Origin of the sequence: Ruegeria arenilitoris (genome assembly GCF_013030985.1) — a bacterium.
GTDB lineage: Bacteria > Pseudomonadota > Alphaproteobacteria > Rhodobacterales > Rhodobacteraceae > Ruegeria > Ruegeria arenilitoris_B.
This window is the reverse complement of the sequence record NZ_WPYP01000001.1, coordinates 164,913-188,772: the sequence shown is the minus strand read 5'-3', so window position 1 is coordinate 188,772 and position 23,860 is coordinate 164,913. Positions and strand designations below refer to the sequence as shown.

Genomic DNA, 23,860 nt, shown 5'->3' with positions numbered 1-23,860 from the left:
TTTTGGCATAAACGCCGCCTGCTTGCCGGAAAAAGAGACAGCCTGAAAACATGCCCAAAGACCGCGCCCCAACCAGAATTCAGAAAAAGAACCGAGCAGCGATTCTGGACGCTGCCTTGAATGTGTTCTCGGCACACGGGTTTCGCGGCTCGACCGTCGACCAGATCGCAACCGAAGCCGGGCTGAGCAAACCGAACCTGTTGTATTACTTCCCGTCGAAAGAGGCGATTCACACCGCCCTTCTATCTGGCCTTCTGGATGTCTGGCTTGCCCCGCTGCACGATCTGGATGAGGCCGGTGACCCGATGGAGGAAATCCTCTCTTACATCCGTCGCAAACTGCAGATGAGCCGCGAACTGCCGCGCGAAAGCCGTCTGTTTGCCAATGAGCTGGTTCAGGGCGCGCCGCGCATTCACGACGCGCTGTCGCAGGATTTGAAACAGCTGGTGGATGAGAAAACCACGATCCTCAAGCATTGGATGGACGAGGGCAAAATTGCGCAGGTTCACCCCTATCACCTGGTATTCTCGATCTGGGCCCTGACCCAGCATTATGCGGACTTCGATGTGCAGGTGCGCGCGATTTTGGGCGATGAAGACCCGTTCGAGGGCGCCGAACCGTTTATCGACACGCTCTATCGCAAACTGCTCACACCATAGAAAAAGGGACGTTCACCCCGACCCTTTACAGTAAGTGGTGCAGGTGAACGATAGTGAAGCTCGGAGCTTAATGTCCGTTCCGAGCCCATACCGTAAGCGCCCGCAGAACTGTGCGTGCACACGCAGCATTCCCTTCGCCGCGAAGCAGATTGGTTTCAAGCCGTGGAGCGGCGGCAATAGCGACTGTTGACGCGTTCAACGCGGTTCAGGTCGTTAGTGACGGAGTCGCGAACCAACTGGCCGTTCGTTGCAATGCCATTTGCGGTGCTTACCATTTTGGCAGCAGCTGAACCGGGGTGCGACTACGGACAATCTCCTCTGTTATTGGATAACAACTCATTCAGGCCCTAGACTCGAATTTGGATGTTGGCTTTTCGAGGACTGCGGACTCTATTTCGGTGCTCTAAATTGTTGGAAAGATGTGTTTATGAAGCGAACTGTATTGGTATTAGCTATTTTGATGCTGGCGGGATGCGTATCAACCAACCCTCCTCCATCGGCGCCGATCCCAAACCCCGGTCGCGCAAGTGCCCCCGTCAGTTCACAGCAGGCACAAATTAGATTCCGTCAGGTAGCCTCTCGAATAGAACCCGCGGCAGAGCGAGAATGCCGCCGCCGCACTGCAGGAGTGAATTGCGATTTTTTGATCCGCATTGATCCAAATAAAAAAGCACCCTCAAACGCCTATCAAAGTTTAAGCAAGTCGGGACGCCCGGTGATCACGATGACCCAAGCGCTGACACGTAATGTGAACAATACCGATGAACTTGCATTTGTTATGGCGCATGAAGCCGCTCACCACATTCAAGGTCATTTAGCGCGACGTGCTCAGAACGCGGCCGCTGGTGCGGTTATTTTGGCGAGTCTGGCAACAATAGCCGGGACTGGACCGAATGACATTGCCGCAGCGCAAGATCTTGGAGCGTTTGTTGGCGGGCGCAGCTATTCAAAGAACTTTGAATTGGAAGCTGATCAACTAGGCACGGTAATCGCCCATAAAGCGGGCTATGATCCACTCAAAGGTGCGCTGTACTTCGCGCGAGTTCCCGATCCTGGTGATCGCTTTCTAGGAACGCACCCGCCCAACGCTCAAAGATATCATGCGGTTCAAGCTACGATGACCCAGATCGGTGGCTGATTCACTAGAACATTAGGTTTTTGCAGAGCCGCAAAGCCAAAGTTCGAGCAAGCCTTGATCCCGCAGTTGCAACGAATGACCAGACCGACGGGCTGCGCTGCAGCACCGCGATCACCGGCAGCTACGGACCGTTCGCGTCAGTTCGGGCTGTTTTAGAAATGAAGGGAAAGTTGCGCTTATCGAATACCGAACCTGAGTGCCGCGAAAGGGCAGTTTCAAACACCGCAAAATGACACTCTGAATTTCGGTTATGGTAACGCACGCTGCGTTGCCGCAATGGCTGTGTTGCGTCCGCGAACAAATGCAGCGTCAGCGATAGCTGCTCATGCACAAGGCGGCTTTGTCCGCTGACCGGACCTCACTACCCTGCTCCCGAAGAAATCTCCGGGAGCTTTGCTCGACATAGAATAGAAAACCCATAGGCCTGTGGCCACGCGTGCGACATTTACGGCAAAGGGCTGGCTGTTCACCGGCCCCTTCTTATTCTGCAATAACGCTTACTCGGCGGCCTTTGCCATCGGGTTGTTTGGATGTGTCGTCCAATTGGCATAGTCGGGCTGCACCTCCAAACCGGTGCGCGGGTCGACCTCTCCGGCCGCCATCTGTTCCATCGAGATGCACCCATCCACCGGGCAGACATCCACGCAAAGATTACAGGCGACGCATTCGTCATCCATGACCTCGAACACCCGATCCTCGGACATCGAAATCGCCTGGTGGCTGGTGTCTTCGCAGGCTGCGTAGCAGCGGCCGCATTTGATGCACTGGTCCTGATCGATCTTGGCCTTGGCGATATAGTTCAGGTTCAGATACTGCCAGTCGGTGACGTTTGGAACAGCAAGACCAACAACTTCCGAGACGTCCTTGTAGCCCTTTTCGTCCATCCACTTGGACAGGCCAGCGGTCAGTTCATCAATGATCTTGAACCCATAGGTCATTGCCGCAGTACAGACCTGAACGGTGCCGCACCCCAGCGCCATGAACTCTGCCGCATCGCGCCATGTGGTCACGCCTCCGATACCCGAGATCGGCAGGCCATGCGTGGCTTGAGCCCGCGAAATCTCGGACACCATCGACAGGGCAATCGGCTTCACCGCCGGACCACAATAGCCGCCATGGCTGCCCTTGCCATCAATCGACGGCTCGGGGCTGAACGTGTCCAGATTGACACTGGTGATCGAGTTGATGGTGTTGATCAGCGACACCGCATCTGCGCCACCATTCTTGGCGGCTTCGGCAGGCTTGCGAATATCGGTGATGTTGGGCGTCAGCTTCACGATGACCGGGCGGTCATAGTATTGCTTGCACCAGCGGGTGACCATCTCGATGTACTCCGGCACCTGCCCCACGGCAGACCCCATACCGCGCTCGCTCATCCCGTGAGGGCAACCGAAGTTCAGCTCGATCCCGTCCGCGCCGGTTTCAGCCACACGCGGCAGGATGGCTTTCCACGCCTCCTCCTCGCACGGCACCATGATCGAGGCGATCAGCGCGCGATCGGGGTAGTCGGCTTTGACCCGCGCCATTTCCTCGAGGTTCACCTCAAGCGGGCGATCAGTGATCAGCTCGATGTTGTTCAGGCCCAGCAGCCGACGATCGGCGCCATAGATCGCGCCATAGCGCGGCCCGTTCACGTTCACGACCGGAGGACCCTCGGCCCCCAGCGTTTTCCAGACAACACCGCCCCATCCGGCCTCGAAGGCGCGGCGGACGTTGTATTCCTTGTCGGTCGGCGGCGCCGAGGCCAGCCAGTACGGGTTCGGGCTTTCGATACCTAGAAAGTTTGTCTTCAAATCAGCCATTTATCCGGCCTCCCTGATGCAGTTCAGCATCTTTGTCCTTGAGTTTTACGCAGTCAGGCTTGCGTGGATATCCATCGCGGCATCGCGGCCTTCGGCCACGGCAGTCACGGTCAGGTCTTCGCCTCCAGCGGCGCAGTCGCCACCGGCCCAGACACCGGCCAGCGAAGTGCGGCCAGCCTCGTTTACGGCGATCTTGTTGCCGTCCAGCTTCAGCCCCTCGGGCGCGCCTTCCAGTTTCTGCCCGATCGCCTTTAGGACTTGATCTGCAGGCAGGCGTATCATTTCTCCGGTGCCCGAAAGTTGACCGTCGTGGCTGGTAGTATACTCCAATTCGATCTCAGCCGCCGCCCCGTTTCCATGCACGGCCACGGGCTGCACATTGGTCATGATTTTTACACCATGCGAAGCCGCCAGATCCTGTTCGTACCGGCTTGCCCCCATTGCGTCGCGGCCGCGCCGGTAGGCGATGGTCACGTGCTCGGCACCCAGCAGCTTGGATTTCACCGCCGCGTCCACGGCTGTCATGCCGCCACCGATGACGACGACATTGCGACCCACCGGCAGATCCGCCAGATCAGACGCCTGACGCACGTCCGAGATGAAGTCGACAGCAAAGTGCACGCCGTCCTTATCAGCCCCGTCCGCGCGCAGGGCGTTCACCCCGGACAGACCGATGGACAGGAAAACGGCGTCGTAGTTTTCGACCAGACCATTCAGCGAGACGCTCTCGCCCAGAACCGAACCGGTCTCAATCGTGATACCGCCGATTTGCAGCAGCCAGTCTACCTCGGCCTGCGCAAAATCATTGGTCGATTTATAGGCGGCGATGCCATACTCGTTCAGACCGCCGGGCTTGGGCTTGCTTTCGTGGATCACCACGTCATGCCCCAGCATCGCCAGACGGTGCGCGCAGGCAAGGCCCGCAGGCCCTGCACCGATCACGGCAACGGTTTTGCCAGTCGGCGCAGCACGCTCGAACGGGTGACCCCCTGCGGCCATCACACTATCCGTCGCATAGCGCTGCAGGCGGCCAATCTCGACCGGGGCCCCCTCGGCAGTTTCGCGCACGCAGGCCTCCTCGCACAGAGTCTCGGTCGGACAAACGCGGGCGCACATGCCACCCAGAATGTTCTGCGCCAGAATGGTTTCGCCTGCAGCCTCGGGTTGCCCGGCCTGGATCTGACGCATGAACAACGGAATATCGATATCCGTCGGACAGGCCGTCACACATGGCGCGTCATAGCAGAAATAGCACCGGTCTGCCGCCACAGCGGCCTCATGCGCGGCCAATGGCGGATGCAGATCGGTAAAATTCGAGGTCAGCTCATCGCTGGAAAGCCGCCCGGAGACAATGCCGGGGGCAATCTGGCCCTGTGCCATCGCTCTACTCCCTGTAGATATGTTTGTTATGGTCTCAGCTTGCCACAATCTGATTTTTTATCAATTGGTAAAATTTAGAAAATCGTCAAAAACCACCAAAACAGGACGGATTGCCCTGGTTTCTTTGACAAAACCGCCTGTTTTTCTTGCATTCCGAAAACGCGCAACACATGAGATGTGCCGATACGGCCTCTGGTTGCATGGAAACAAAAGATTCCCCGCATCTGGTTTTGACGGGCCTTGCTACGTGCTGTAGGTCAAACACAACGAGCAGCGCCGCACGACGGCCAGATACGTGAAAGTCACCTGATGCAGGCCAGTTCTTCGAAGTTCAACATCGTCATCATCGGGCAAAACAACCGGCTGCAATACGAGGCCCTGCTGTTCGCGGCCTCTCTGCGCCACAGCTCACCGAACTTCACGGGGCGGCTGTTCGTGGCCGTGCCGCAGCCCGGGCCACGCTGGCGTCAGGACCCGAGCATCCGGAACGAGGACGTACTGAAAGCCCTGCGACAACTGGATGCCGAGATACTGCCTTTCGACACTCACCTCTTCGGCGACAGCTATCCCTATGGCAACAAGATCGAGGCCCTGTTGGCCCTCCCCGAAGGCGAGCCCTTCGTGTTCTTCGACAGCGACACGCTGATCACCGGCGATCTGACCTCGGTGCCGTTTGATTTCGACCGTCCCGGAGCCTCGCCAAAGGTCGAGTGCACATGGCCCAAGCCGACGCTCTATGGTCCCGGCTTCGATGGCATCTGGAACGCCCTGTACCGTCGCTTTGATCTGGATTTCGAAAGCTCGCAGGACGCCAGCCAGCCGATGGATTACTGGCGACGGTATCTGTATTTCAACGCGGGCTATTTTTTCTATTCCTGCCCGCGCAAGTTCGGAGAGCGGTTTCTGGACTATGCCCGCACGATCCGGGATGAGGAAATCCCAGAACTGGCTGGGCAGAACCTCGATCCCTGGCTGGATCAGGCCGCCCTGCCGCTGGTCATCCATTCGTTTGGCGGCGGCCGTGATGCCCTGCCCCCCGGCTTGCTGGACGGATCGGTTAGCTGCCACTATCGCCTGTTCCCTCTGCTCTATGCACGGGAAAGCGACCACGTGGTCGAAGTGCTGGAAACCGTCGCGGCCCCCAACCGGGTCAAGAAGGTACTCAAAGGGTATGAGCCGATCAAAAAGCTGGTTCTGCAACGCAAGGGCCACAAGATCCGCGACCTGTTCGACCGGGAAAACCTGCCCCAGCGCGAGCAGGTCATTCGCAACACGATCCGCAACAACGGCCTTTGGATGCGCTGACAGGATTGTTGTGCGCGCGCGCCGGATCGCCTAGAGATTCTGCAACGCACATTCCAACAGGAGATTTCGACGATGTCTGACGGCCCGACTTACGGTTTCGACACATTGCAAATTCACGCGGGCGCACGGCCCGATCCCGCGACAGGTGCGCGCCAGACGCCGATTTACCAAACCACGGCTTACGTGTTCCGCGATGCCGATCACGCCGCGGCTCTGTTCAACCTGCAAGAGGTTGGCTTCATCTATTCCCGCCTGACCAACCCGACCGTAGCCGTTCTTCAGGAACGTATCGCTACACTTGAGGGCGGCGTTGGTGCAGTTTGCTGCTCCTCGGGTCACGCAGCCCAGATCATGGCGCTGTTCCCGCTGATGGGGCCGGGTTGCAACGTGGTGGCCTCGACCCGTCTGTATGGCGGTACGGTCACGCAGTTCAGCCAGACCATCAAACGCTTTGGCTGGTCGGCCAAATTCGTGGACACCGACGATCTGGACGCCGTGAAAGACGCCATCGACGAAAACACCCGCGCAGTGTTCTGCGAATCCATTGCCAACCCGGGCGGCTATGTCACCGACATCCGTGCAATGGCTGATATTGCAGATGCAGCAGGTATTCCTCTGATTGTCGACAACACTTCGGCAACCCCGTACCTGTGCCGCCCCATTGAGCAAGGCGCAACTCTGGTCGTGCACTCGACCACCAAATACCTGACCGGCAACGGCACCGTCACCGGCGGCTGCATCGTGGATTCGGGCAAGTTCGACTGGTCGGCGAATGACAAGTTCCCCTCGCTCAGCGAACCGGAAGCGGCCTATCACGGCCTAAAATTTCACGAGACGTTCGGCCCGCTGGCCTTTACCTTCCACGGTATCGCCATCGGCCTGCGCGATCTGGGCATGACCATGAACCCGCAAGCCGCCCATTACACGCTGCTGGGGATTGAGACACTCTCGCTGCGGATGCAACGCCACGTCGAAAACGCCCAGAAAATCGCCGCCTGGCTCGAGGCTGACGACCGCGTGGATTATGTCACCTATGCCGGTCTGCCCTCTTCGCCTTATCACGACCGGGTTCAGGCGCAGTACAAAAAGGGCGCCGGCGCGCTGTTCACCTTTGCGGTCAAGGGCGGCTATGACGCCTGCGTCAGGCTGGTGAACTCGCTTGAGATTTTCAGCCACGTCGCCAACCTTGGCGATGCGCGGTCGCTGATCATCCACTCGGCCTCGACCACCCACCGCCAACTGACCCCGGAACAGCAAGAGGCTGCAGGCGCCGGGCCGAACGTGGTGCGCCTGTCCATCGGAATCGAAGACGCCGACGACCTGATTGCTGATCTGGATCAGGCACTGGCCAAAGCGTCGGTCTGACGGATGAGCGGGCACGACACCAACGATCTGGGTCAGCCAATCGGCAGGCCGGTATCGGGCGATTTCCCGCGCCCGACGCCGCCTTATACGCCGATGGAGGGCCAGTATTGTTCTGTCGTGCCGCTGGACGTGAATCGGCACGCGCCCGGGCTTTACCGGGCGTTTGCCAATGATACGGATGGCCGCAATTGGACCTATCTGCCCTATGGGCCGTTCGAATCGGAACACGATTTTGTGGAATGGGCCCGCGCCACCTGCATGGATGCCGATCCGATGTTCCACACGGTACTCGACGAAAACGAGATCCCGGTGGGCATGGCCTCATTCCTGCGGATTGAACCCGCAGCGGGTGCGATCGAAGTTGGGCACATCCACTTCTCGCCCCTGTTACAGCGCAGCCCGAAATCGACCGAGACCATGTACCTGATGATGCGCCGTGTTTTCGAAGAATTGGGCTATCGCCGGTACGAGTGGAAATGCGATGCACTGAATGCCGCGTCCTGCCGCGCGGCCGAGCGGTTGGGATTTACCTTCGAGGGCATTTTCCGGCAGGCGACCCACTATAAAGGTCGCAACCGGGATACGGCCTGGTATTCGATCCTCGACAGTGAATGGCCACGCATCAAGACCGCGTTCGAGGCCTGGCTGTCGCCGGACAATTTCGACCAAACGGGCCAGCAGCGGCAATCGCTGAAGGCCCGCGCCAAAGACTCTGGATCAGTCGGAAATCCCGAATTCCATAGACACATTGACCGAGACTGAAATCTCGCCCCCAGCCACTGGAACGCCACCCGCCTCGGCCATGCTCATCGCGCGCATCTGAGACGCGGGACGAATGCCGCCGACCTGTTCGCTGATCGTCTGGACCTGCCCCAAAGTCACGCTGGCCGCCTGCGCCAGTTGTTCGGCTTTTGCGGTGGCCTCAGCCACCGCCTTGGCGCGTGCCTCTGCCTGCAGTGGTGCGGGATCCTGCACGCCAAAGCTCAGCCCGCCGAAATCATTGGCACCATCCTGAATGACCGCATCCATGATTGTTCCCAGTTTGGTCAAATCACGCACACGAACCTGTACATTGTTGGATGCAACAAACCCCGAAATCTCGGGGCGTTCACCACTGGGGCTATTGCGACCGGACCAAACCGGTGACAGCGACAGGTCGCGGGTCTGCACATCGCGGGATTCGATGCCCATGTCCTCCAGCCGATTCAGAATCTGCGCAACCGCATCAGAGGTCGCCTGCATTGCATTCGACGCCTCGGGGTCTTCGTTTGTCACACCCAGAGTGATGGTCGCCATGTCCGGCGCGGCCTGAACGGTACCGGCGGCATCCACCGTGATGCGACGTTCTTCCGCATGGGCAATGCCCGCCGCGGTCATGGCCATCATCGCGGCCAGAAAAGCGATTTTCTTCAAGGTCTTCCCTCCAATTTCTTCGACACCAACATGGGGATGTGAGGGTCGATCAAACAAGGGGAATGTCCGGCTTTTTCTTTCCCTCGGCGGGAACCTGCTTTAATGTCGCTCTGCGAACGAGATGTCGTTTGCATTGATGCTGACAATTATGGTTCCTCGGGAATATGAAACCCGCCTTTGCGCTGTCTTTTTCTGCGACCGGAATATCTGTGCACCACCAGTCGGACGGCGACTGGTTCTGCATTGGTGAGGTTGCGCTGGATGCGCCGGACCTGAACGCTCAGCTCCATGCCTTGCGGGACAAGGCCTTTGCGCTGGAAAACAACCTGAACTGCAAGGTTGTGATTCCGCCCGATCAGGTCCGTTTTCTGTCGTTGGAAACAGGTGCCGAAGAATCGGATGAAAGCGCAAAACAGGCCCAATCCGCGCTGGCGGATGAGACACCCTACTCGGTCGAAGAGCTTGTCTTTGACATTGCAACGGTTGGCACTACCACCCATGTAGCGGCCATCGCGAGGCAGACACTGGGTGAAGCACGCGATTTCGCTGCCGAACACGGATTTATCCCGGTTCAGTTCACAGCAGAAACCGATCGAGCCAATTTCCCGTCCGAACCGCTGTTTTCGGAACAAAAAAGCGAAAGCCTGACGCCCGCGCAGGACAGTGAAACCCCAGCGCCAAATGTCCATGCCATCGCGGATACAACGGCTCCGGATGTGTTCCGCACTCCGTCCGACAGCGCGGCTCCTAAGCCGATCACTGACGCATTGCTCAAACGATATGCCGTACCGATAGCCGCTGCGCTGGCCGTCGCGGTTGCGTTGGGGGCGTGGGCTCTGATCGCGTCGGATGGTGGCGAGGAACCGGAAACCGCGCAGGGCGAAATCACTCTGCCAGAACCTGACACTCAGGTCAGTGACACCACGCCGGAGATCACGGTCGAGCCCGAAGCTCCGCCTACCGAGACAGCCGAGCGTGAAACGGACCCCGCTCCTGTCGAAGACACTGACCTAACCCCCACGGATGCTGCCATTCTCGAAGCGCTGAACGTGGAACCTACGCTGGTCGAAGAGGTCGACCGTGAACCCGAACCGCAGGACATCCCGGCCCAACCCGTCATCGAGATCACGACGCCCGCCCCTTTGACACCCCCGGCGCTGACCCCTGAGGACGAGCTGTATCTGGCCTCCATCGACAATTCCGACCTGTCCAAAGATGCGATTGCGCAACCTTCCGTCGATAGCTTTGCCACCGACATGCCCTTTGATCAGGTCGCCCTGCCCAGCGTTGCCGGTTCCCGGTTCGATCTGGATGACCGCGGGCTGGTCATCCCCAGTACCGAGGGGACGTTGAACCCCGAGGGGATTGCCGTCTATCTCGGGCGCCCGTCGAAAGCACCTCCTGCGCCGCCACTTCGGTTCGAGCAGGAACCAAGCCTGGAAGAAGAGCCCTCTGACAGGCTGGCCGGGTTACGTCCCAAGTCGCGCCCCGATGACCTGGCCGAACGGTTCGAGCGCCAACAGTTGGGCGGGCGATCGCGTGAGGAATTGGCGGCGCTGCGCCCCAAAGTTCGCCCTGCGTCGTTGCAACAGCCAGAGATTGAAGAAACCCCTGACCCCGTTGTGCTGGGCGGGATGCGCGTGCCACGTCCTAAAACGCGCCCTGCCGGTCTTGCCCCTTCATCCAGCACACAAACCGCCAGCTTGGGTTCGGCTGCCGGTATCGGTCAGATCGACACCGAGGGGTTCAAGCCCAAAGCCGTAGCCCCCAAAATCCCGTCATCGACCTCGGTCGCGCGACAGGCAACGATCGACAATGCGCTGAACCTACGCAAACTGAACCTGATCGGCGTCTACGGCACGCCCGCCAACCGCCGCGCGCTGGTGCGGCTACCCAGCGGTCGCTACAAGAAACTGAAAGTGGGGGACAGGCTGGACGGCGGTAAGGTCATCGCGATCGGAGACAGCGAACTGCGCTATCAGAAAAAAGGCCGGAACCTGACGTTGAAAATGCCGCGTGGCTAAAGCGGGCGAAACCGCCCGCTTTAACTCAGACACTCAAGCTGCTGTAATTTCGCCGCTTTCGATCTGCTCACGTTCGATGGATTCGAACAGGGCCTGAAAGTTTCCCTCGCCGAATCCATCATCGCCTTTGCGCTGAATGAACTCGAAAAAGATCGGCCCGATCACGGTTTTCGAAAAGATTTGCAGCAGGATTCGAGTCTCTCCGCCGTCTACAACGCCCTCGCCGTCGATCAGGATGCCGTGCTTCATCATCCGGTCCAGAGGCTCTTCGTGATCGGTGACGCGATCCTTGGACATATCATAATAAGCCTCGTTCGGGCCCGGCATGAACTTCAACCCTTTCTCGGCAATCGCATCGGTCGAAGCATAAATATCATCGCTGCCTACCGCGATATGTTGGATGCCCTCGCCCTTGTACTTGTTCAGGTAGGACACGATCTGCCCGGTTTCGCCACGATCTTCGTTGATCGGAATGCGGATACGGCCGCAGGGCGACGTCAGGGCGCGGCTGAAAAGGCCGGTGTATTTGCCCTGAATGTCAAAGAACCGGATTTCGCGGAAGTTGAACAGGCTTTCGTAAAACTGAAACCACTTGTCCATATTCCCGCGATAGACGTTGTGCGTCAGGTGATCGAGATAATAGAACCCGTCGCCGCGCGGCTTGGACTGTTTGATCCAGGTGAATTCGTGATTATAGGGCGACGTGTCATGGTATTGGTCGATGAAATAGATCAGCGAGCCTCCGATCCCCTTGATCGCAGGTACATCCATGGTCTTGTCCGCCGCGTCATAGGGTTCGGCGCCTTTGGCAATCGCGTGGTCATAGGCTTTTTGCGCATCCACAACACGCCAGCCCATGGCCGAAGCGCAGGGCCCGTGTTCCTCGACAAAGCGCGCGGCAAAGCTCTCGGGGTCGGCATTCAGGATGTAGGTCACGTCGCCTTGCTGCCAAAGCTCTACCGCTGGCCTATCCGTGTGGTAGCCGACGTGCTCAAATCCCATTCTGGCGAACAGATCGCGCAACTCCTGCGGTTCAGGATGCGCAAATTCCACAAACTCAAACCCGTCGGTTCCGACCGGGTTTTCCTTGCTGATGACAGATTTCGGGGCGTTATGAGGGAAAGGGCCCATGGCGCACCTCCTTTTAAAACAGGAATTTCTTTGCTGATTCCAAAATACGCATTAATCAGCGCTGTTTCTGCGCGTTGTTTTCGTGTAACCTGATAAAAAACGCGCAAAAGCCGCACCATTTCGAGCTTTAACGAAGAAAGTCCGCATATGCTGGATGCCACAGACACGCGCCTGCTGTCCGCCCTGCAGAAAGACGCCCATCTGACCGCGCATCAACTGGGGGAGATGTTGAACCTGTCGCCCAGTCAGGCCGGGCGGCGGCGGCAAAGGCTGGAGGCCGAGGGCTACATCACCGGATATACCGCGCGGTTGGACGCGCTGAAGCTGGGGTTGCACGTGCAGGGATTCATTCAGGTGCATCTGGGCACCCATGGCCCCGAACAATCGGAAAGTTTCGCCCGCATGGTTCACTCGCGCCCCGAGATCACCAGCGCCTGGACGATGACCGGTGAGGCGGATTACCTCTTGCGCGTCTATTGTGACGATCTATCTGCGCTCAACAGCTTGCTTCATCAGGTGATACTGCCGCATCCTGCGGTCGCGCGGGTGCAAAGCCAGATCGTGATGGACCAGCTCAAGCGCGACGCCCCCTTGCCCACCTGACCTGACCGAAAGGACCGACATGGACGATTTCCTCTACCAGGCCTCGATCTATCTGGCAGCTGCCGTGATCGCCGTGCCCCTGTCGGCACGTCTGGGGTTGGGGTCCGTGTTGGGGTATCTGGCCGCCGGTATCGTCATCGGCCCCGTATTCGGCCTGGTCGGTGCAGAAACCGAAAGCCTGCAGCACGTGGCCGAGTTCGGCGTGGTCATGATGCTGTTCCTGATCGGGCTGGAACTGGAACCCCGCGCGTTGTGGGATATGCGGGACAGGCTGCTGGGATTGGGTGGTCTGCAGGTCGGCTTGTCGACGGCTGCCATCGCCTGCGTCGCGATGTATGCAAACCACCCTTGGTCGGTCGCGCTGGCGGTCGGGTTGACCTTGTCGCTCTCCTCAACCGCGATCGTGCTGCAAACGCTATCGGAAAAGGGCCTGATGCAGACCAATGGTGGCCGCGCCACGTTTTCGGTGCTGCTGACGCAGGACATCGCGGTGATCCCCATTCTGGCGCTGCTGCCACTATTGGCGCTGCCTTCCATACCGCATCTGCAAAGCGACGGGTCGATCGACCGGGGCGTGAAAGACCTGCATGATGCGGGCCATCACAGCCTGTCTCTGGTCGAAGGCCTGCCGGGCTGGGCCGTAACGCTGGTCACCATCGGTGCAATCGCGTTTGTGATTCTTGCGGGCGTCTACCTGACGCGACCACTGTTTCGCTTTATCCACGCCACCCGACTGCGCGAGATGTATACGGCGCTGGCGCTGATGATCGTGGTTGGGATTTCCTTCCTGATGACACTTGTTGGCCTGTCTCCTGCTTTGGGCGCCTTTCTGGCGGGCGTTGTTCTGGCCAGCTCGGAATTCCGGCATGAGATGGAAAGCGACCTTGAGCCGTTCAAGGGCCTGTTCCTGGGTCTGTTCTTCATCACCGTCGGTGCCGGGATTGATGTCGCCTATTTCTTCAATGATCCGCTCGAACTGTTCGGATTGGCCCTTCTGGTTATTCTGTTCAAAGGGATCATTCTGTTCCTCGTCGGACGCGCTTTCAAGCTGCGTGGTCGGGATCACTGGCTGTTCACTCTGGGCCTCGCGCAGGCGGGCGAGTTCGGCTTTGTCCTGCTGGCCTTTTCGACCCAGCAGAATGTAATCCCGTCCGATCTGTCGCAAAAACTGCTGATGATCATCGCGCTGACCATGCTGATCACGCCGCTGCTGTTCATCATCTATGATCTGCTCTCCCGCCGGATTCGGGACAGCGGGCCGCAACCGGAACCGGATAAAATCGACGAGCAAGGGCCCGTGATCATCGCCGGTATCGGCCGCTTTGGTCAGATCGTGAACCGTCTGGTGCGCGCCAGCGGCTTTAAAACCATCGTTCTGGACCATGATATCGACACGATCCAGCTGATGCGCCGTTTTGGCGTCAAAGGGTTTCTGGGCGATCCGACCCGGCCCGAGTTGCTGCGCGCTGCCGGGCTTGAGAAAGCGGCCGTGCTTGTCGCCGCGATGGATGATCGCAAACAGGTGACCAGGATCGTCAGCTTTGCCCGGCGTCAGCGCCCGGACCTGCACATCATCGCCCGCGCCCATGACCGCACCCATGTGTACGAGCTGTATCAGGCGGGCGCGAACGATATCGTGCGCGAGATGTTCGACAGTTCACTTCGGGCCGGGCGTTATGTGCTCGAGAATATCGGTCTCAGCGAATATGAGGCCGCACAAGCCGAGCAGACATTCTACCACCACGACCGCACATCGATCCGAGAACTGGCCGAGCTGTGGATCCCCGGTATGCCGACGGCGGAAAACAAGAAATACATCGAACGCGCGCAGCAGTTCGAGAAAGACCTGGAAACCGAGCTTTTGGAACTGGCCGAAAAGCACGCCAAAAAATCGGCCTGACCGGGGCGAACCGGTCAGGCCAATGGGCTCAGCCGTCAGAAACTCCGGCCTCGGCAAAGGTGGCCATGCCTGAATGGCAGGCCACCGCGCTTTTCAGAATGTTGATCGCCAGCGCCCCACCCGAGCCTTCACCCAGTCGCAGGCCGAGGTTCAGCAACGGTTCCTTGCCAAGTTTCTCCAGCACAGCGCCATGTGCGCCTTCTGCGCTCTGGTGCCCGGCAACGGCGTGATCCAAAGCCCCTGCGGAGACATTCGCCAGACAGGCCGCAGCCGCCGAGCAGATGAAACCGTCCAGGATGACCGGAATGCGCAGAACACGCGCAGCGGCGATGGCACCAGCCATGGCGGCAATCTCGCGCCCGCCTAGGCAGCGCAGAATGTCCAGCCCGTCACCTGAGGCTGCGTGCAGGGCCACACCTTCGGCCACGACGCGGGTTTTGTTGATCAGTCCGGCGTCATCCACACCGGTGCCCCGCCCGGTCCAGTCGGCGGCGTCCCCGCCGAAAAGGGCGCAAGCGATTGCCGCGGTCGGAGTGGTGTTACCGATCCCCATCTCTCCGACAACCAGCAGGTCCGCCTTGGGATCAACGGCGTTCCAACCGGTGCGCAGCGCCTGCAACAACTCGTCTTCGGACATGGCCGGGCCTGCGGTGAAATCGGCGGTGGGCGTGTCCAGATCCAGCGCGTGTACATCCATCGTGGCACCAGCCGCCTTAGCCAACTGGTTGATCGCGGCGCCACCATGTTCAAAGTTCATCACCATCTGCACGGTGACTTCCGGCGGGAAGGCAGAAACGCCCTGCGCCGTGACACCGTGGTTACCGGCAAACACAATCACCTGAGGCGCGGTGATCTGCGGACGGGCATCTCCACGCCATCCCGCGTACCAGATCGCCAGGTCCTCGAGCCTCCCCAACGCGCCTGGCGGTTTGGTCAACTGCCCGTTGCGGTCAGTTGCGCCTGCCAGCGCGGCATCGTCAGGACCAGGCGCTTGCGCCAGAGCATCACGGAGTGTTTTCAGGTCATTAAGTTCGGGTAGCATCGAAAGCCTCGTTGCATCAGAGTGGTGCTGTGTGTTTAACCGAAGCGTTCGATCCAACAAGACCCGGAGAGGCGCGGGAGTGCATAAAAACGACAACCCCCTGATTTCAGCATGGGATATTCCACTTTCGCTGGTGTTGCTGACGCGCCTGCCGGTGCCGCGCCTGCCCGAGAGAGTCTTTGCGCGCCAGGCCGATTCCGCCTGGGCTTTCCCCGTGGTCGGGCTGGTGGTGGGCCTGCTGGCTTGCGCCGTTGGTTGGGTTTCGATGGCATTGGGCCTGCCCGCTATGGTCGCGGCCGTCCTCGTTACCGCCACGCTAGTGATTTCAACCGGTGCCATGCACGAAGACGGGCTGGCCGACACGGCAGACGGGCTTTGGGGCGGATTCACGCGGGAACGCCGTTTGGAAATCATGAAGGACAGCCATATCGGAGCTTATGGAGTTCTGACGCTGATCTTCACCCAATTGATGCGCGTCGCCCTGATCGCAGCCCTGCTGACGGCTGGCGCTTTCGGAGGGTTTCTCGCCGCGTGCATCGTGTCGCGCGCCTTCATGCCGGTAGTGATGAACACCCTACCCAACGCCCGCAACAGTGGCCTCAGCCATTCGGTCGGCGGGCCGCGCTTTGGTACAGTTGCAACCGGTTTTGCCTTGGCACTTGCCTGTGCCGCGCTTTTGATGGGGGGCGCAGCCACCCTACCCGTCCTCATAGCCGCTCTGGTCGTCGCTGTGCTTGCAAAGATCGCGAAGACCAAAATCGGCGGCCAGACCGGTGACATTCTGGGTGCGACGCAACAACTGGCCGAACTGGCCTTTCTGGCCACAACTGTGGCCGCACTTTAGGTCGTACCGCCGGTTTCGATCCTCAGGGTTTCGCCGCAATGCTTGCAATGCACGGCATCCGGGTCGTGGCGGTAAAGTCCGCAACTTGGGCATTTGTGCCGGACTTTCTGCGGCATGAAGATCGCCTGCGCCAACCGTACGAACAGCGCCACACCCACCACCATGATGAACACCGAAAACAACTTACCGCCCGGAGTCGCCAAAGTGATATCGCCGAATCCGGTTGTGGTCAGCGTCGCCATGGTGAAATACAGCGCATCGATATAGGCGGTATTGCTGTCGTCAGGGATGAAAAAAACAAGAACCGCCGTCGAGGTCGCGAATACGAACACCATCAGGTTGATCGCCGCGATGACCGCGTCTTCATGCGTCCGAAAAAACTGACTGTCGCGCCGCAGGTCGCGCAGCAGGTGATAGGAATGGATCAGACGCAACGCACGCAGAATCCGCACAAAGGCCAGATTTCCGGGCAAGAACGGCTCGAGCAGCAACGAGGCGATCACAACGATATCAGCCAGCGTGTAGACCTTGCACAGCAGCTTCCACCGGTCCTTTGCAATCCACATCCGGGCCAGAAAATCCAGCAGAATAAGAAACCCGACGCACAGGCTGGCAATGGTGATCCCCGGACCATGCGGGATGTTTGCCGTGGCTACAAAAAACACGATCGACACCGCGTCGAATAGGATCAGACCATAGCGGAACCAGACCGAAACCGGTTCATGCGCGACGTACAGAAACTTTACGGTTTGCTTTATCCCGGTCATGTATCCGCCTCTGGTTACAGGAAAATTAGCGGTAAACGCTGAATTCACCAAGACCAGAGACGAAAAAGGCCGCCCCCTGCAGGAGCGGCCCAAAATTCTGTGTTGGCAGCGATCAGGCAGCGCGCGAGGTCAGGACCTCATCCACCTGCTTGGCAGCCGAAACCTCGCCAGCGCCGGATACGGCAGCCACTTCACGGGTCAGGCGTTCAAGCGCGGCTTCGTACAACTGGCGCTCGGAATAGCTCTGCTCGCGCTGATCGTCGGTGCGGTGCAGGTCGCGAACCACCTCGGCGATCGAGATCAGATCGCCCGAGTTGATCTTTTGCTCATACTCCTGCGCCCGGCGAGACCACATAGCGCGCTTGACCTTGGCCTTGCCCTTCAGGGTTTTCATCGCCTGGCTGATCACATCGGGCGAGCTGAGCGACCGCAGACCGGATTCGGTGACCTTGTTGGTCGGCACCCGCAGGGTCATCTTGTCTTTTTCAAAGGAGATGACGAACAGCTCAAGCGAATATCCCGCGACTTCCTGCTCTTCGATCGAGATGATCTGACCCACGCCATGCGCAGGGTAAACAACATAGTCGTTCGGGCGGAACTCAAGCTTTTTCGACTTAGACATACAGGTTCATCCTTGGTTACAGAGCGAGATACGGAACAACAAAACACCCACGCCGGAGCCCTTGTTCGGCCCCGCCAGTTGGCTGGTTTGTCACTAAATCAGAACTCCAAAGCAGTCATACTTACGGAGTACATCCCCATCTCATTCAACATTCAGCTTTCGATTATATCACAAAATTACGACGCCCGAAAGGCCACGCCCCATTTTGGCCGTGAAACCTTTGGCTTTTCAAGGCGATACAACCTGTTTCTACACCTGAACGAACAAGTTCAGAGAGCGAATCGCTCAACCGCCTTCGCCGGGTGCTTCGGAGAAATATTTCTCCATCTTGCCCTCTTCACCGTCGCGTTCCTCGGCTTCGGGCAGCGGGTCTTTCTTGGTCACGATCACCGGCCATTGTTCCGAATACTTCCGGTTGAATTCGACCCACTGGTCCATCCCCGGCTCAGTATCGGGGCGGATGGCGTCGGCGGGGCACTCGGGTTCGCACACGCCGCAGTCGATGCATTCGTCGGGGTGAATGACCAGCGTGTTCTCACCTTCATAGAAACAGTCCACCGGGCACACTTCGACACAGTCGGTGTATTTGCAGGCGATGCAGTTTTCAGTGACAACATAGGTCATAGTCGGATTCCCATTAGCGGTTTGGGCGTCTAGCTAATCCAGTATTATACCGTCTTCAAGGGCGGATCAGCCCTCTTTGGTGCGAGAAAGATCAAGTGCGCGTCGATCTTTCTTGGTAGGACGACCTTTTCCCTCGAATCCGGGGTTCTTGGGAGGCGCGTCCTTCTTTTCCGTCATGTCGAAATACAGCGTCTGCGCCTCGGGGGCCGGACCACGGCGTTCACCCAGTTTTTCGACGCGAACCACCCGCACGATGCGACCCTGCGGGAAAGTCAGAACATCACCGGGCCCCACGGCTTGCGCCGGTTTCAGGACCCGGTTTCCGTTCAGCCGGACGTGGCCGCCGCTAACCTGTTTGGCGGCCAGGCTGCGGGTCTTGAAGAACCGCGCCTGCCACAGCCATTTGTCGATCCGCAGTTTGGCCTCGGCCATCGGCGTTTAGTTACCGTCCTTCAAACCCATCAGCGCAGCTGCGAACGGGTTATCGGGATCGATCGCCTTTTCCTTCTTGGGCGGCCGGGACGAGAAGGACTTGGCGCCTTGCGGCTTGCCCCCCTTCTTACCCTGCGGTTTGCCGCGCCCGTCCTGAGGCTTGCCGCGCGGCTTGCCCTTGCCCTGCCCCTGCCGCTGTTCACGACGCGGGCCTCGGTTGGCTTGACGCTGACGACCCCAAGTGAAGGTGAAGAAGACTTCGACCTCGGGTTCTTCCGCTGCCGGAGCCTCGGCTGCCACCTCGGTGCTTTCGGTGGCCTCGGCTGGCGCCTCGGCGGGTGCAGCGGCCTCTTCTGTTGCGGCCTCAGTCGCCGGCGTTTCTTCGGATGACGGTTGTTCCGACGATTCGGCGGTGGGTTGCTCTGTCGGGGTTACATCAGGCGCGGCGACAGGCGCTGGTTTCACCTTTTCACGCTCGCCGCGCTCGGCGCTATAGCCCAGCCCCTTCATCAGGTCGGCGAACTGTTCCAGAGTCATGCCAGTGATCGACAGCATATCAGGCTTGGCTTCAAACCCACCCCGGCTGTCTTCGGCGCGCAGCATATCGGCCAGACGCTCCAGCATGTCGATCCGGATCGAACGCTCGCCCGCATCGCGGTAGCCGCACATGGTGTCGTACCCCTCGGGCGCGTCCTTGGCGACCGGTACGGTGACCAGACCCGGAGGCGGCGCGTCAGGGAATTCCTGCAGGCCGTTGGCCAGCGCCCACAGAACCAGACGCAGGCGCGTCGGCGCAGGCTTCAACAGCAGCGGCATGAAGATGGTGAACTGGCCGAACCGAATGCCGTGCTTGCGCAGCGCGCCTCGGGCGTCCTGATCCAGATCCTTGACCTCTTGCGCGACACCGGCGCGGGGCAGCACGCCCAACGCTTCGACCATGCGGAAGGCAAACCCCTTGGCCAGACCAGACAGTTCCTCGTCCCGCGACAGGTTCAGCAGCGGTTCGAACAGCGCGGCAACCTTGCGGTCGATGAAATGCTGCAGACGACGCTGCACTTTCTGTTCGACTTCCGGCCCTGCGGCTTCGTCCACAAAAACCTCGACCATCGGCTTGAGAGGCTCTGCCCCGGCAACCAGTTTGCCGACAGCATATTCGCCCCACATCAGGCCACCCTGATCGGTGAAATCAATTTCGGTATCGGGCGCGTTGTAGAAGCGATCGGCGCGCAGATGGAATTGCGGCGCGAGTGCTTGCAGGGATGCCGATTTCAAAGCTTTCGCCTCGGTTCCTTGCGCGCTTTTATCCGGGATAAACCGGAACCCTTCCAGACGACCGACGAATTCGCCTTCGACGGTCACTTCACCCTTGTCATTTACTTCGGCCAAAAGGGCCTCCTTCTGTTTGAGCCGGCGCAGCAACACAGATGTGCGCCGGTCCACAAATCTTTGCGTCAGTCGGTCATGTAATGCGTCCGACAGCCTGTCTTCTACAGTGCGCGTTTCGTCACGCCAATGTGATTCGTCACGCACCCATCCGTTTCGCTGCGCAACATATGTCCAAGTGCGAATATATGCCAACCTTTTGGACAACGCATCAATATCCCCGTCCGTACGGTCAATTCGACGAATTTGCCGCGCCATGAAATCATCCGGAATCGAACCGCGTTCATGCAGGTGACCATAGATCACTTCGAGAAGACTGGCGTGTTCAGCATGGCTGATGCCGCGAAAATCGGGGATTCGGCACACATTCCACAGCAAACGGACGGATTGGGGGTCACTGGCGCGGGCCACAACTTCGGTCACCTGCGACAGTGATTTCAGCACGTTCAGGTCATCCGCAGGCCGCGCTTTGATCAGATGTTCGTCATTCGGACTGACCTCAAGCGCGTCGATCAGCGCCTCAACCGATCCGAACCGCAGGGCGGCATTCCGCCAGTTCAGCTTTTTCATCGGCGTGAACCGGCTGTCCATGATGGCCTGCGCCACGCCTTCATCCAGTGGCGGGGCCTCTCCGGTCACGCCGAAGGTGCCATCAGACATGCCGCGTCCCGCTCGCCCCGCGATCTGAGCCAGTTCGTTGGGCGCAAGCGGACGCATTCGGCGGCCGTCGAACTTGCTGAGGGACGAAAAGGCCACGTGGTTCACATCCAGGTTCAGCCCCATCCCAATGGCGTCGGTGGCCACCAGATAGTCCACCTCACCGTTCTGATACAGTTCGACCTGTGCGTTCCGCGTGCGCGGGCTGAGCGCGCCCATGACAACTGCTGCGCCACCCTTTTGACGGCGCAGCAGCTCGGCGATGGCATAGACGCTGTCGACCGAGAACCCCACGATGGCGCTGCGGGGCGGCATCCGACTGATCTTTTTCGACCCCGCATAGACCAACTGAGACATGCGTTCGCGCCGGACGAACTGTGCCTCGGGCACCAGCGCCGCGATGGAGCCGCGCATGGTGTCTGATCCCAGAAACAGCGTCTCATTGGTGCCGCGTGACCGCAACAGCCTGTCAGTGAAGACATGGCCGCGTTCGGGATCGGCGCAGAGTTGGATCTCGTCGATGGCCACGAAATCCGCGCCCATGCCTTCGGGCATCGCCTCGACGGTACAGACCCAATACTGGGTGCGTGGCGGAACAATGCGTTCTTCGCCCGTGACCAACGCCACGACCGAAGGGCCGCGGATCGCAACGATCTTGTCATAAACCTCGCGCGCCAGCAGACGCAGCGGCAGACCGATCACACCGGTCCGGTACCCAAGCATCCGCTCGATCGCGTAATGGGTTTTACCTGTGTTGGTCGGGCCGAGTACGGCCACAATTCGGGATGACCCGCTCACCTTTGCCCCCTGCCCCGTCTCTCTAGAGGGTCGAGCCCTCGACCTGAGGCTTTAGTCGATTCACGGCATTGGTTACTTCTTCATGATGCGGATGTATAGCCAGCGCGCGCTCATAGGCGTCCAGTGCCTTGTCGGGCTGTTCGATGATCTCAAAGATCAGGCCCAGCCCAAAGATCGCCTCGTAATTATTCGGGTTCAACGTCAACGCGTGTTCCAGATCGGCTGCGGCCATGCCAAAGCGATCCATTCCGAAAAACGCCGAAGCCCGCAAGTGCCACCCTTCGGCAAAGCCGGGCGCGTGATCGGTCAATGCCGTCAGATGTTCGATGGCAGCCAGTGTATCGCCGTCCTCAAGCGCCTCGCGGCCGCGCTCCAACAGCAAATCCGCCGAGGCCGAGCCCGACTGCGACCACAGCGCCTTGAGCTGCCGGTCCAATCCGATCGCCTGTTCCGGCGTGGCCTGCGCCAGTTGCTGCAGCAAGGCGGCCTCATCCCGCAGGTCCGCTTGTTGCGCGGCGGAACTGGTGGAAAACATGACCGTGACAAAAAATGCCGCAACGGTACCTTTGAGATTGTTTATTGCAATGCCCATAACAATGTTCAGTGTAGCGTTGCGACCGGGGATGTCCATTCACGGCGCACAAACAAAATGAGGAACACCATGAGCGACACTCTTGAAAAAGCCGCGGCCGCGCTGAACGAAAAACTGTCCGGCGGCGCATTTGACGCTTCTGCCAAGTTTGCAATCGCGGATCTGGGCGCAATCGTTCTGGATGCAAACGGCGCACGCGTCAGCGACGAAGAGGCCGACGTCACCCTGAGCGCTGATGCGGACACGTTTGAACAGATTCTCAGCGGCGATCTGAACCCCACCGGTGCGTTCATGTCCGGCAAGCTGAGTGTTGACGGCGACATGGGTATTGCCATGAAACTCGCCTCGGTACTGGCCTGATGCAGATCTCGCCGGCCCCTTTCTATGAAGACGTGGCCGGCGGACCCGCCGGTGGTGCCGCCCATTGGGTGACAACCGCGGACGATATCCGTATCCGCGTGGGCCACTGGCGCCCCGAAGGCAGAGCAAGCGGCACGGTGATGATGTTCCCCGGCCGCACCGAATACATCGAAAAATACGGCGACGCCGCGGCCGAGTTCGTTGATCGCGGGTTTACATTTCTCGCCGTGGACTGGCGCGGTCAGGGGCTTGCGGATCGCTTGCTGGATGACCCGCGTGTTGGGCATGTCGATCAATTCACTGACTACCAGCACGATGTGAAGGCAACGCTTGACCTTGCCGAAAAGCTGGACCTGCCGAAACCATGGTTCGTGATCGGCCACTCGATGGGCGGCGCAATCGGCCTGCGCGCTGTTTTGGAGCGCGACTGCTTTGCCGCCAGCGCCTTTACCGGGCCGATGTGGGGCATCTTTTTTACTCCGATCATGAAGCCGCTCAGCCGGTTGACCGCCTATTGGGGGCCGCGGATCGGGCTGGGGGAAAAGACCCCTCCGACCACTTCACTGGAAAGCTACGTTGCTTCGCAACCCTTTGACGGCAATGTGCTGACGCGCGATCCGGCGATGTATCAGATGATGAAAGATCAATTGACGGCGCACCCCGAACTGGCCCTTGGCGCGCCTTCGACGATCTGGCTGCGCGAGGCGCTGGACGAATGCGCCTGGTTGATGGAGCAAACCGCGCCCGTAACCCCCGCCCTGACCTTCCTTGGCAGCCATGAGCAAATCGTTGACCGCAAAGCGATCCGCGCGCGGATGGCGAACTGGCCCAGTGGTACACTGGTCGAAATCCCCGACGGCGAACACGAAGTGCTGATGGAGGCGCCCGAGGTACGCGGCCCGGTCTATGACCACTTGGCAGCACATTTTCAGGCTGCACAATCCGACTCTGCACCGGCACCTGCCCTGTCGAGCTGAAGAAAACCTCATGCAATGGCGGCTTGTGATCCGGGCCGCCCG

General features: G+C 59.5%; 22 protein-coding genes. 11 read left to right on the top strand and 11 right to left on the bottom strand.

From position 1 onward, the window contains the following. Nucleotides 1-50 precede the first annotated feature (50 nt). Both GOX88_RS00945 and GOX88_RS00940 read left to right on the top strand, forming a co-directional pair. Nucleotides 51-659 carry a TetR family transcriptional regulator C-terminal domain-containing protein gene (locus GOX88_RS00945; RefSeq protein ID WP_170397953.1) on the top strand — a complete coding sequence of 203 codons (609 nt, stop codon included), beginning with the start codon at nt 51-53 and terminating at the stop codon, nt 657-659. 427 nt (nt 660-1,086) lie between these two features. Beyond that, nucleotides 1,087-1,797, top strand: coding sequence for a M48 family metalloprotease (locus GOX88_RS00940; protein WP_170397951.1), 711 nt, complete (start codon nt 1,087-1,089; stop codon nt 1,795-1,797). Between the two features lie 497 nt (nt 1,798-2,294). On the opposite strand, the gene preA is transcribed toward GOX88_RS00940, so the two are convergent. Both preA and GOX88_RS00930 read right to left on the bottom strand, forming a co-directional pair. After that, on the bottom strand, nt 2,295-3,599 hold the full coding sequence (gene preA / locus GOX88_RS00935; protein ID WP_170397948.1) for an NAD-dependent dihydropyrimidine dehydrogenase subunit PreA: 1,305 nt from the start codon (nt 3,597-3,599) through the stop codon (nt 2,295-2,297). Between the two features lie 45 nt (nt 3,600-3,644). After that, nucleotides 3,645-4,979 carry an NAD(P)-dependent oxidoreductase gene (locus tag GOX88_RS00930; protein WP_170397945.1) on the bottom strand — a complete coding sequence of 445 codons (1,335 nt, stop codon included), beginning with the start codon at nt 4,977-4,979 and terminating at the stop codon, nt 3,645-3,647. A gap of 309 nt (nt 4,980-5,288) precedes the next feature. Here GOX88_RS00930 and GOX88_RS00925 point away from each other — a divergent pair, with 309 nt between their 5' ends. The 3 genes from GOX88_RS00925 to GOX88_RS00915 all read left to right on the top strand — a co-directional run bounded on the left by GOX88_RS00925 (nt 5,289) and on the right by GOX88_RS00915 (nt 8,411). Continuing rightward, nucleotides 5,289-6,284, top strand: a complete 996-nt coding sequence (locus GOX88_RS00925) for a hypothetical protein (RefSeq protein ID WP_170397942.1) — start codon at nt 5,289-5,291, stop codon at nt 6,282-6,284. 72 nt (nt 6,285-6,356) lie between these two features. Further along, the gene (locus GOX88_RS00920; RefSeq protein ID WP_170397939.1) at nt 6,357-7,649 is read left to right on the top strand and encodes an O-acetylhomoserine aminocarboxypropyltransferase/cysteine synthase family protein; all 1,293 of its coding nucleotides are present in this window, start codon (nt 6,357-6,359) and stop codon (nt 7,647-7,649) included. 3 nt (nt 7,650-7,652) lie between these two features. After that, the gene (locus GOX88_RS00915; protein WP_170397936.1) at nt 7,653-8,411 is read left to right on the top strand and encodes a GNAT family N-acetyltransferase; all 759 of its coding nucleotides are present in this window, start codon (nt 7,653-7,655) and stop codon (nt 8,409-8,411) included. Here the strand turns inward: GOX88_RS00915 and GOX88_RS00910 are convergent. Next, the gene (locus GOX88_RS00910; RefSeq protein WP_170397933.1) at nt 8,367-9,062 is read right to left on the bottom strand and encodes an SIMPL domain-containing protein; all 696 of its coding nucleotides are present in this window, start codon (nt 9,060-9,062) and stop codon (nt 8,367-8,369) included. The genes GOX88_RS00915 and GOX88_RS00910 overlap by 45 nt on opposite strands. A gap of 164 nt (nt 9,063-9,226) precedes the next feature. Between GOX88_RS00910 and GOX88_RS00905 the strand changes: the two genes are divergently transcribed. After that, entirely contained in the window at nt 9,227-11,086 is a 1,860-nt protein-coding gene (locus tag GOX88_RS00905; protein ID WP_170397931.1) for a hypothetical protein, read from the top strand. A 33-nt stretch (nt 11,087-11,119) separates the two neighbouring features. Here the strand turns inward: GOX88_RS00905 and hppD are convergent, their stop codons facing one another. Then, entirely contained in the window at nt 11,120-12,217 is a 1,098-nt protein-coding gene (gene hppD / locus GOX88_RS00900) for a 4-hydroxyphenylpyruvate dioxygenase (protein WP_170397928.1), read from the bottom strand. A gap of 147 nt (nt 12,218-12,364) precedes the next feature. Here hppD and GOX88_RS00895 point away from each other — a divergent pair, with 147 nt between their 5' ends. After that, nucleotides 12,365-12,820 carry an Lrp/AsnC family transcriptional regulator gene (locus GOX88_RS00895; protein ID WP_170397924.1) on the top strand — a complete coding sequence of 152 codons (456 nt, stop codon included), beginning with the start codon at nt 12,365-12,367 and terminating at the stop codon, nt 12,818-12,820. Nucleotides 12,821-12,839: 19 nt separating this feature from the next. Beyond that, nucleotides 12,840-14,720 carry a monovalent cation:proton antiporter-2 (CPA2) family protein gene (locus tag GOX88_RS00890; protein ID WP_170397922.1) on the top strand — a complete coding sequence of 627 codons (1,881 nt, stop codon included), beginning with the start codon at nt 12,840-12,842 and terminating at the stop codon, nt 14,718-14,720. Between the two features lie 28 nt (nt 14,721-14,748). On the opposite strand, the gene cobT is transcribed toward GOX88_RS00890, so the two are convergent. Beyond that, on the bottom strand, nt 14,749-15,762 hold the full coding sequence (gene cobT, locus GOX88_RS00885; RefSeq protein ID WP_170397918.1) for a nicotinate-nucleotide--dimethylbenzimidazole phosphoribosyltransferase: 1,014 nt from the start codon (nt 15,760-15,762) through the stop codon (nt 14,749-14,751). Nucleotides 15,763-15,841: 79 nt separating this feature from the next. On the opposite strand from cobT, the gene cobS reads away from it, so the two are divergent. Beyond that, nucleotides 15,842-16,606, top strand: coding sequence for an adenosylcobinamide-GDP ribazoletransferase (cobS, locus tag GOX88_RS00880; RefSeq protein ID WP_170397916.1), 765 nt, complete (start codon nt 15,842-15,844; stop codon nt 16,604-16,606). Here cobS and GOX88_RS00875 read toward each other — a convergent pair. The 6 genes from GOX88_RS00875 to GOX88_RS00850 form a co-directional block, all read right to left on the bottom strand. Continuing rightward, complete coding sequence (locus GOX88_RS00875) at nt 16,603-17,373, bottom strand: potassium channel family protein (protein ID WP_170397913.1); 771 nt, start codon at nt 17,371-17,373, stop codon at nt 16,603-16,605. The two genes, cobS and GOX88_RS00875, sit on opposite strands and share 4 nt — an antisense overlap. Nucleotides 17,374-17,485: 112 nt before the next feature. Continuing rightward, nucleotides 17,486-17,995, bottom strand: a complete 510-nt coding sequence (locus GOX88_RS00870; RefSeq protein WP_170381457.1) for a CarD family transcriptional regulator — start codon at nt 17,993-17,995, stop codon at nt 17,486-17,488. 285 nt (nt 17,996-18,280) lie between these two features. Further along, nucleotides 18,281-18,619: a ferredoxin FdxA gene (gene fdxA / locus GOX88_RS00865; RefSeq protein WP_170324594.1), complete on the bottom strand. Its 339-nt coding sequence runs from the start codon at nt 18,617-18,619 to the stop codon at nt 18,281-18,283. A 66-nt stretch (nt 18,620-18,685) separates the two neighbouring features. Further along, nucleotides 18,686-19,051, bottom strand: a complete 366-nt coding sequence (locus GOX88_RS00860) for an RNA-binding S4 domain-containing protein (protein ID WP_170397910.1) — start codon at nt 19,049-19,051, stop codon at nt 18,686-18,688. A gap of 6 nt (nt 19,052-19,057) precedes the next feature. Continuing rightward, nucleotides 19,058-21,889, bottom strand: a complete 2,832-nt coding sequence (locus GOX88_RS00855; RefSeq protein WP_170397908.1) for a helicase-related protein — start codon at nt 21,887-21,889, stop codon at nt 19,058-19,060. Nucleotides 21,890-21,911: 22 nt separating this feature from the next. Beyond that, nucleotides 21,912-22,520 carry a tetratricopeptide repeat protein gene (locus GOX88_RS00850; RefSeq protein ID WP_170397906.1) on the bottom strand — a complete coding sequence of 203 codons (609 nt, stop codon included), beginning with the start codon at nt 22,518-22,520 and terminating at the stop codon, nt 21,912-21,914. A gap of 30 nt (nt 22,521-22,550) precedes the next feature. Here GOX88_RS00850 and GOX88_RS00845 point away from each other — a divergent pair, with 30 nt between their 5' ends. Then, nucleotides 22,551-22,841, top strand: a complete 291-nt coding sequence (locus tag GOX88_RS00845) for an SCP2 sterol-binding domain-containing protein (RefSeq protein WP_170397904.1) — start codon at nt 22,551-22,553, stop codon at nt 22,839-22,841. Then, the gene (locus tag GOX88_RS00840) at nt 22,841-23,818 is read left to right on the top strand and encodes an alpha/beta fold hydrolase (RefSeq protein ID WP_170397902.1); all 978 of its coding nucleotides are present in this window, start codon (nt 22,841-22,843) and stop codon (nt 23,816-23,818) included. Before GOX88_RS00845 ends, GOX88_RS00840 begins: the two co-directional genes overlap by 1 nt. Nucleotides 23,819-23,860: the final 42 nt, after the last annotated feature.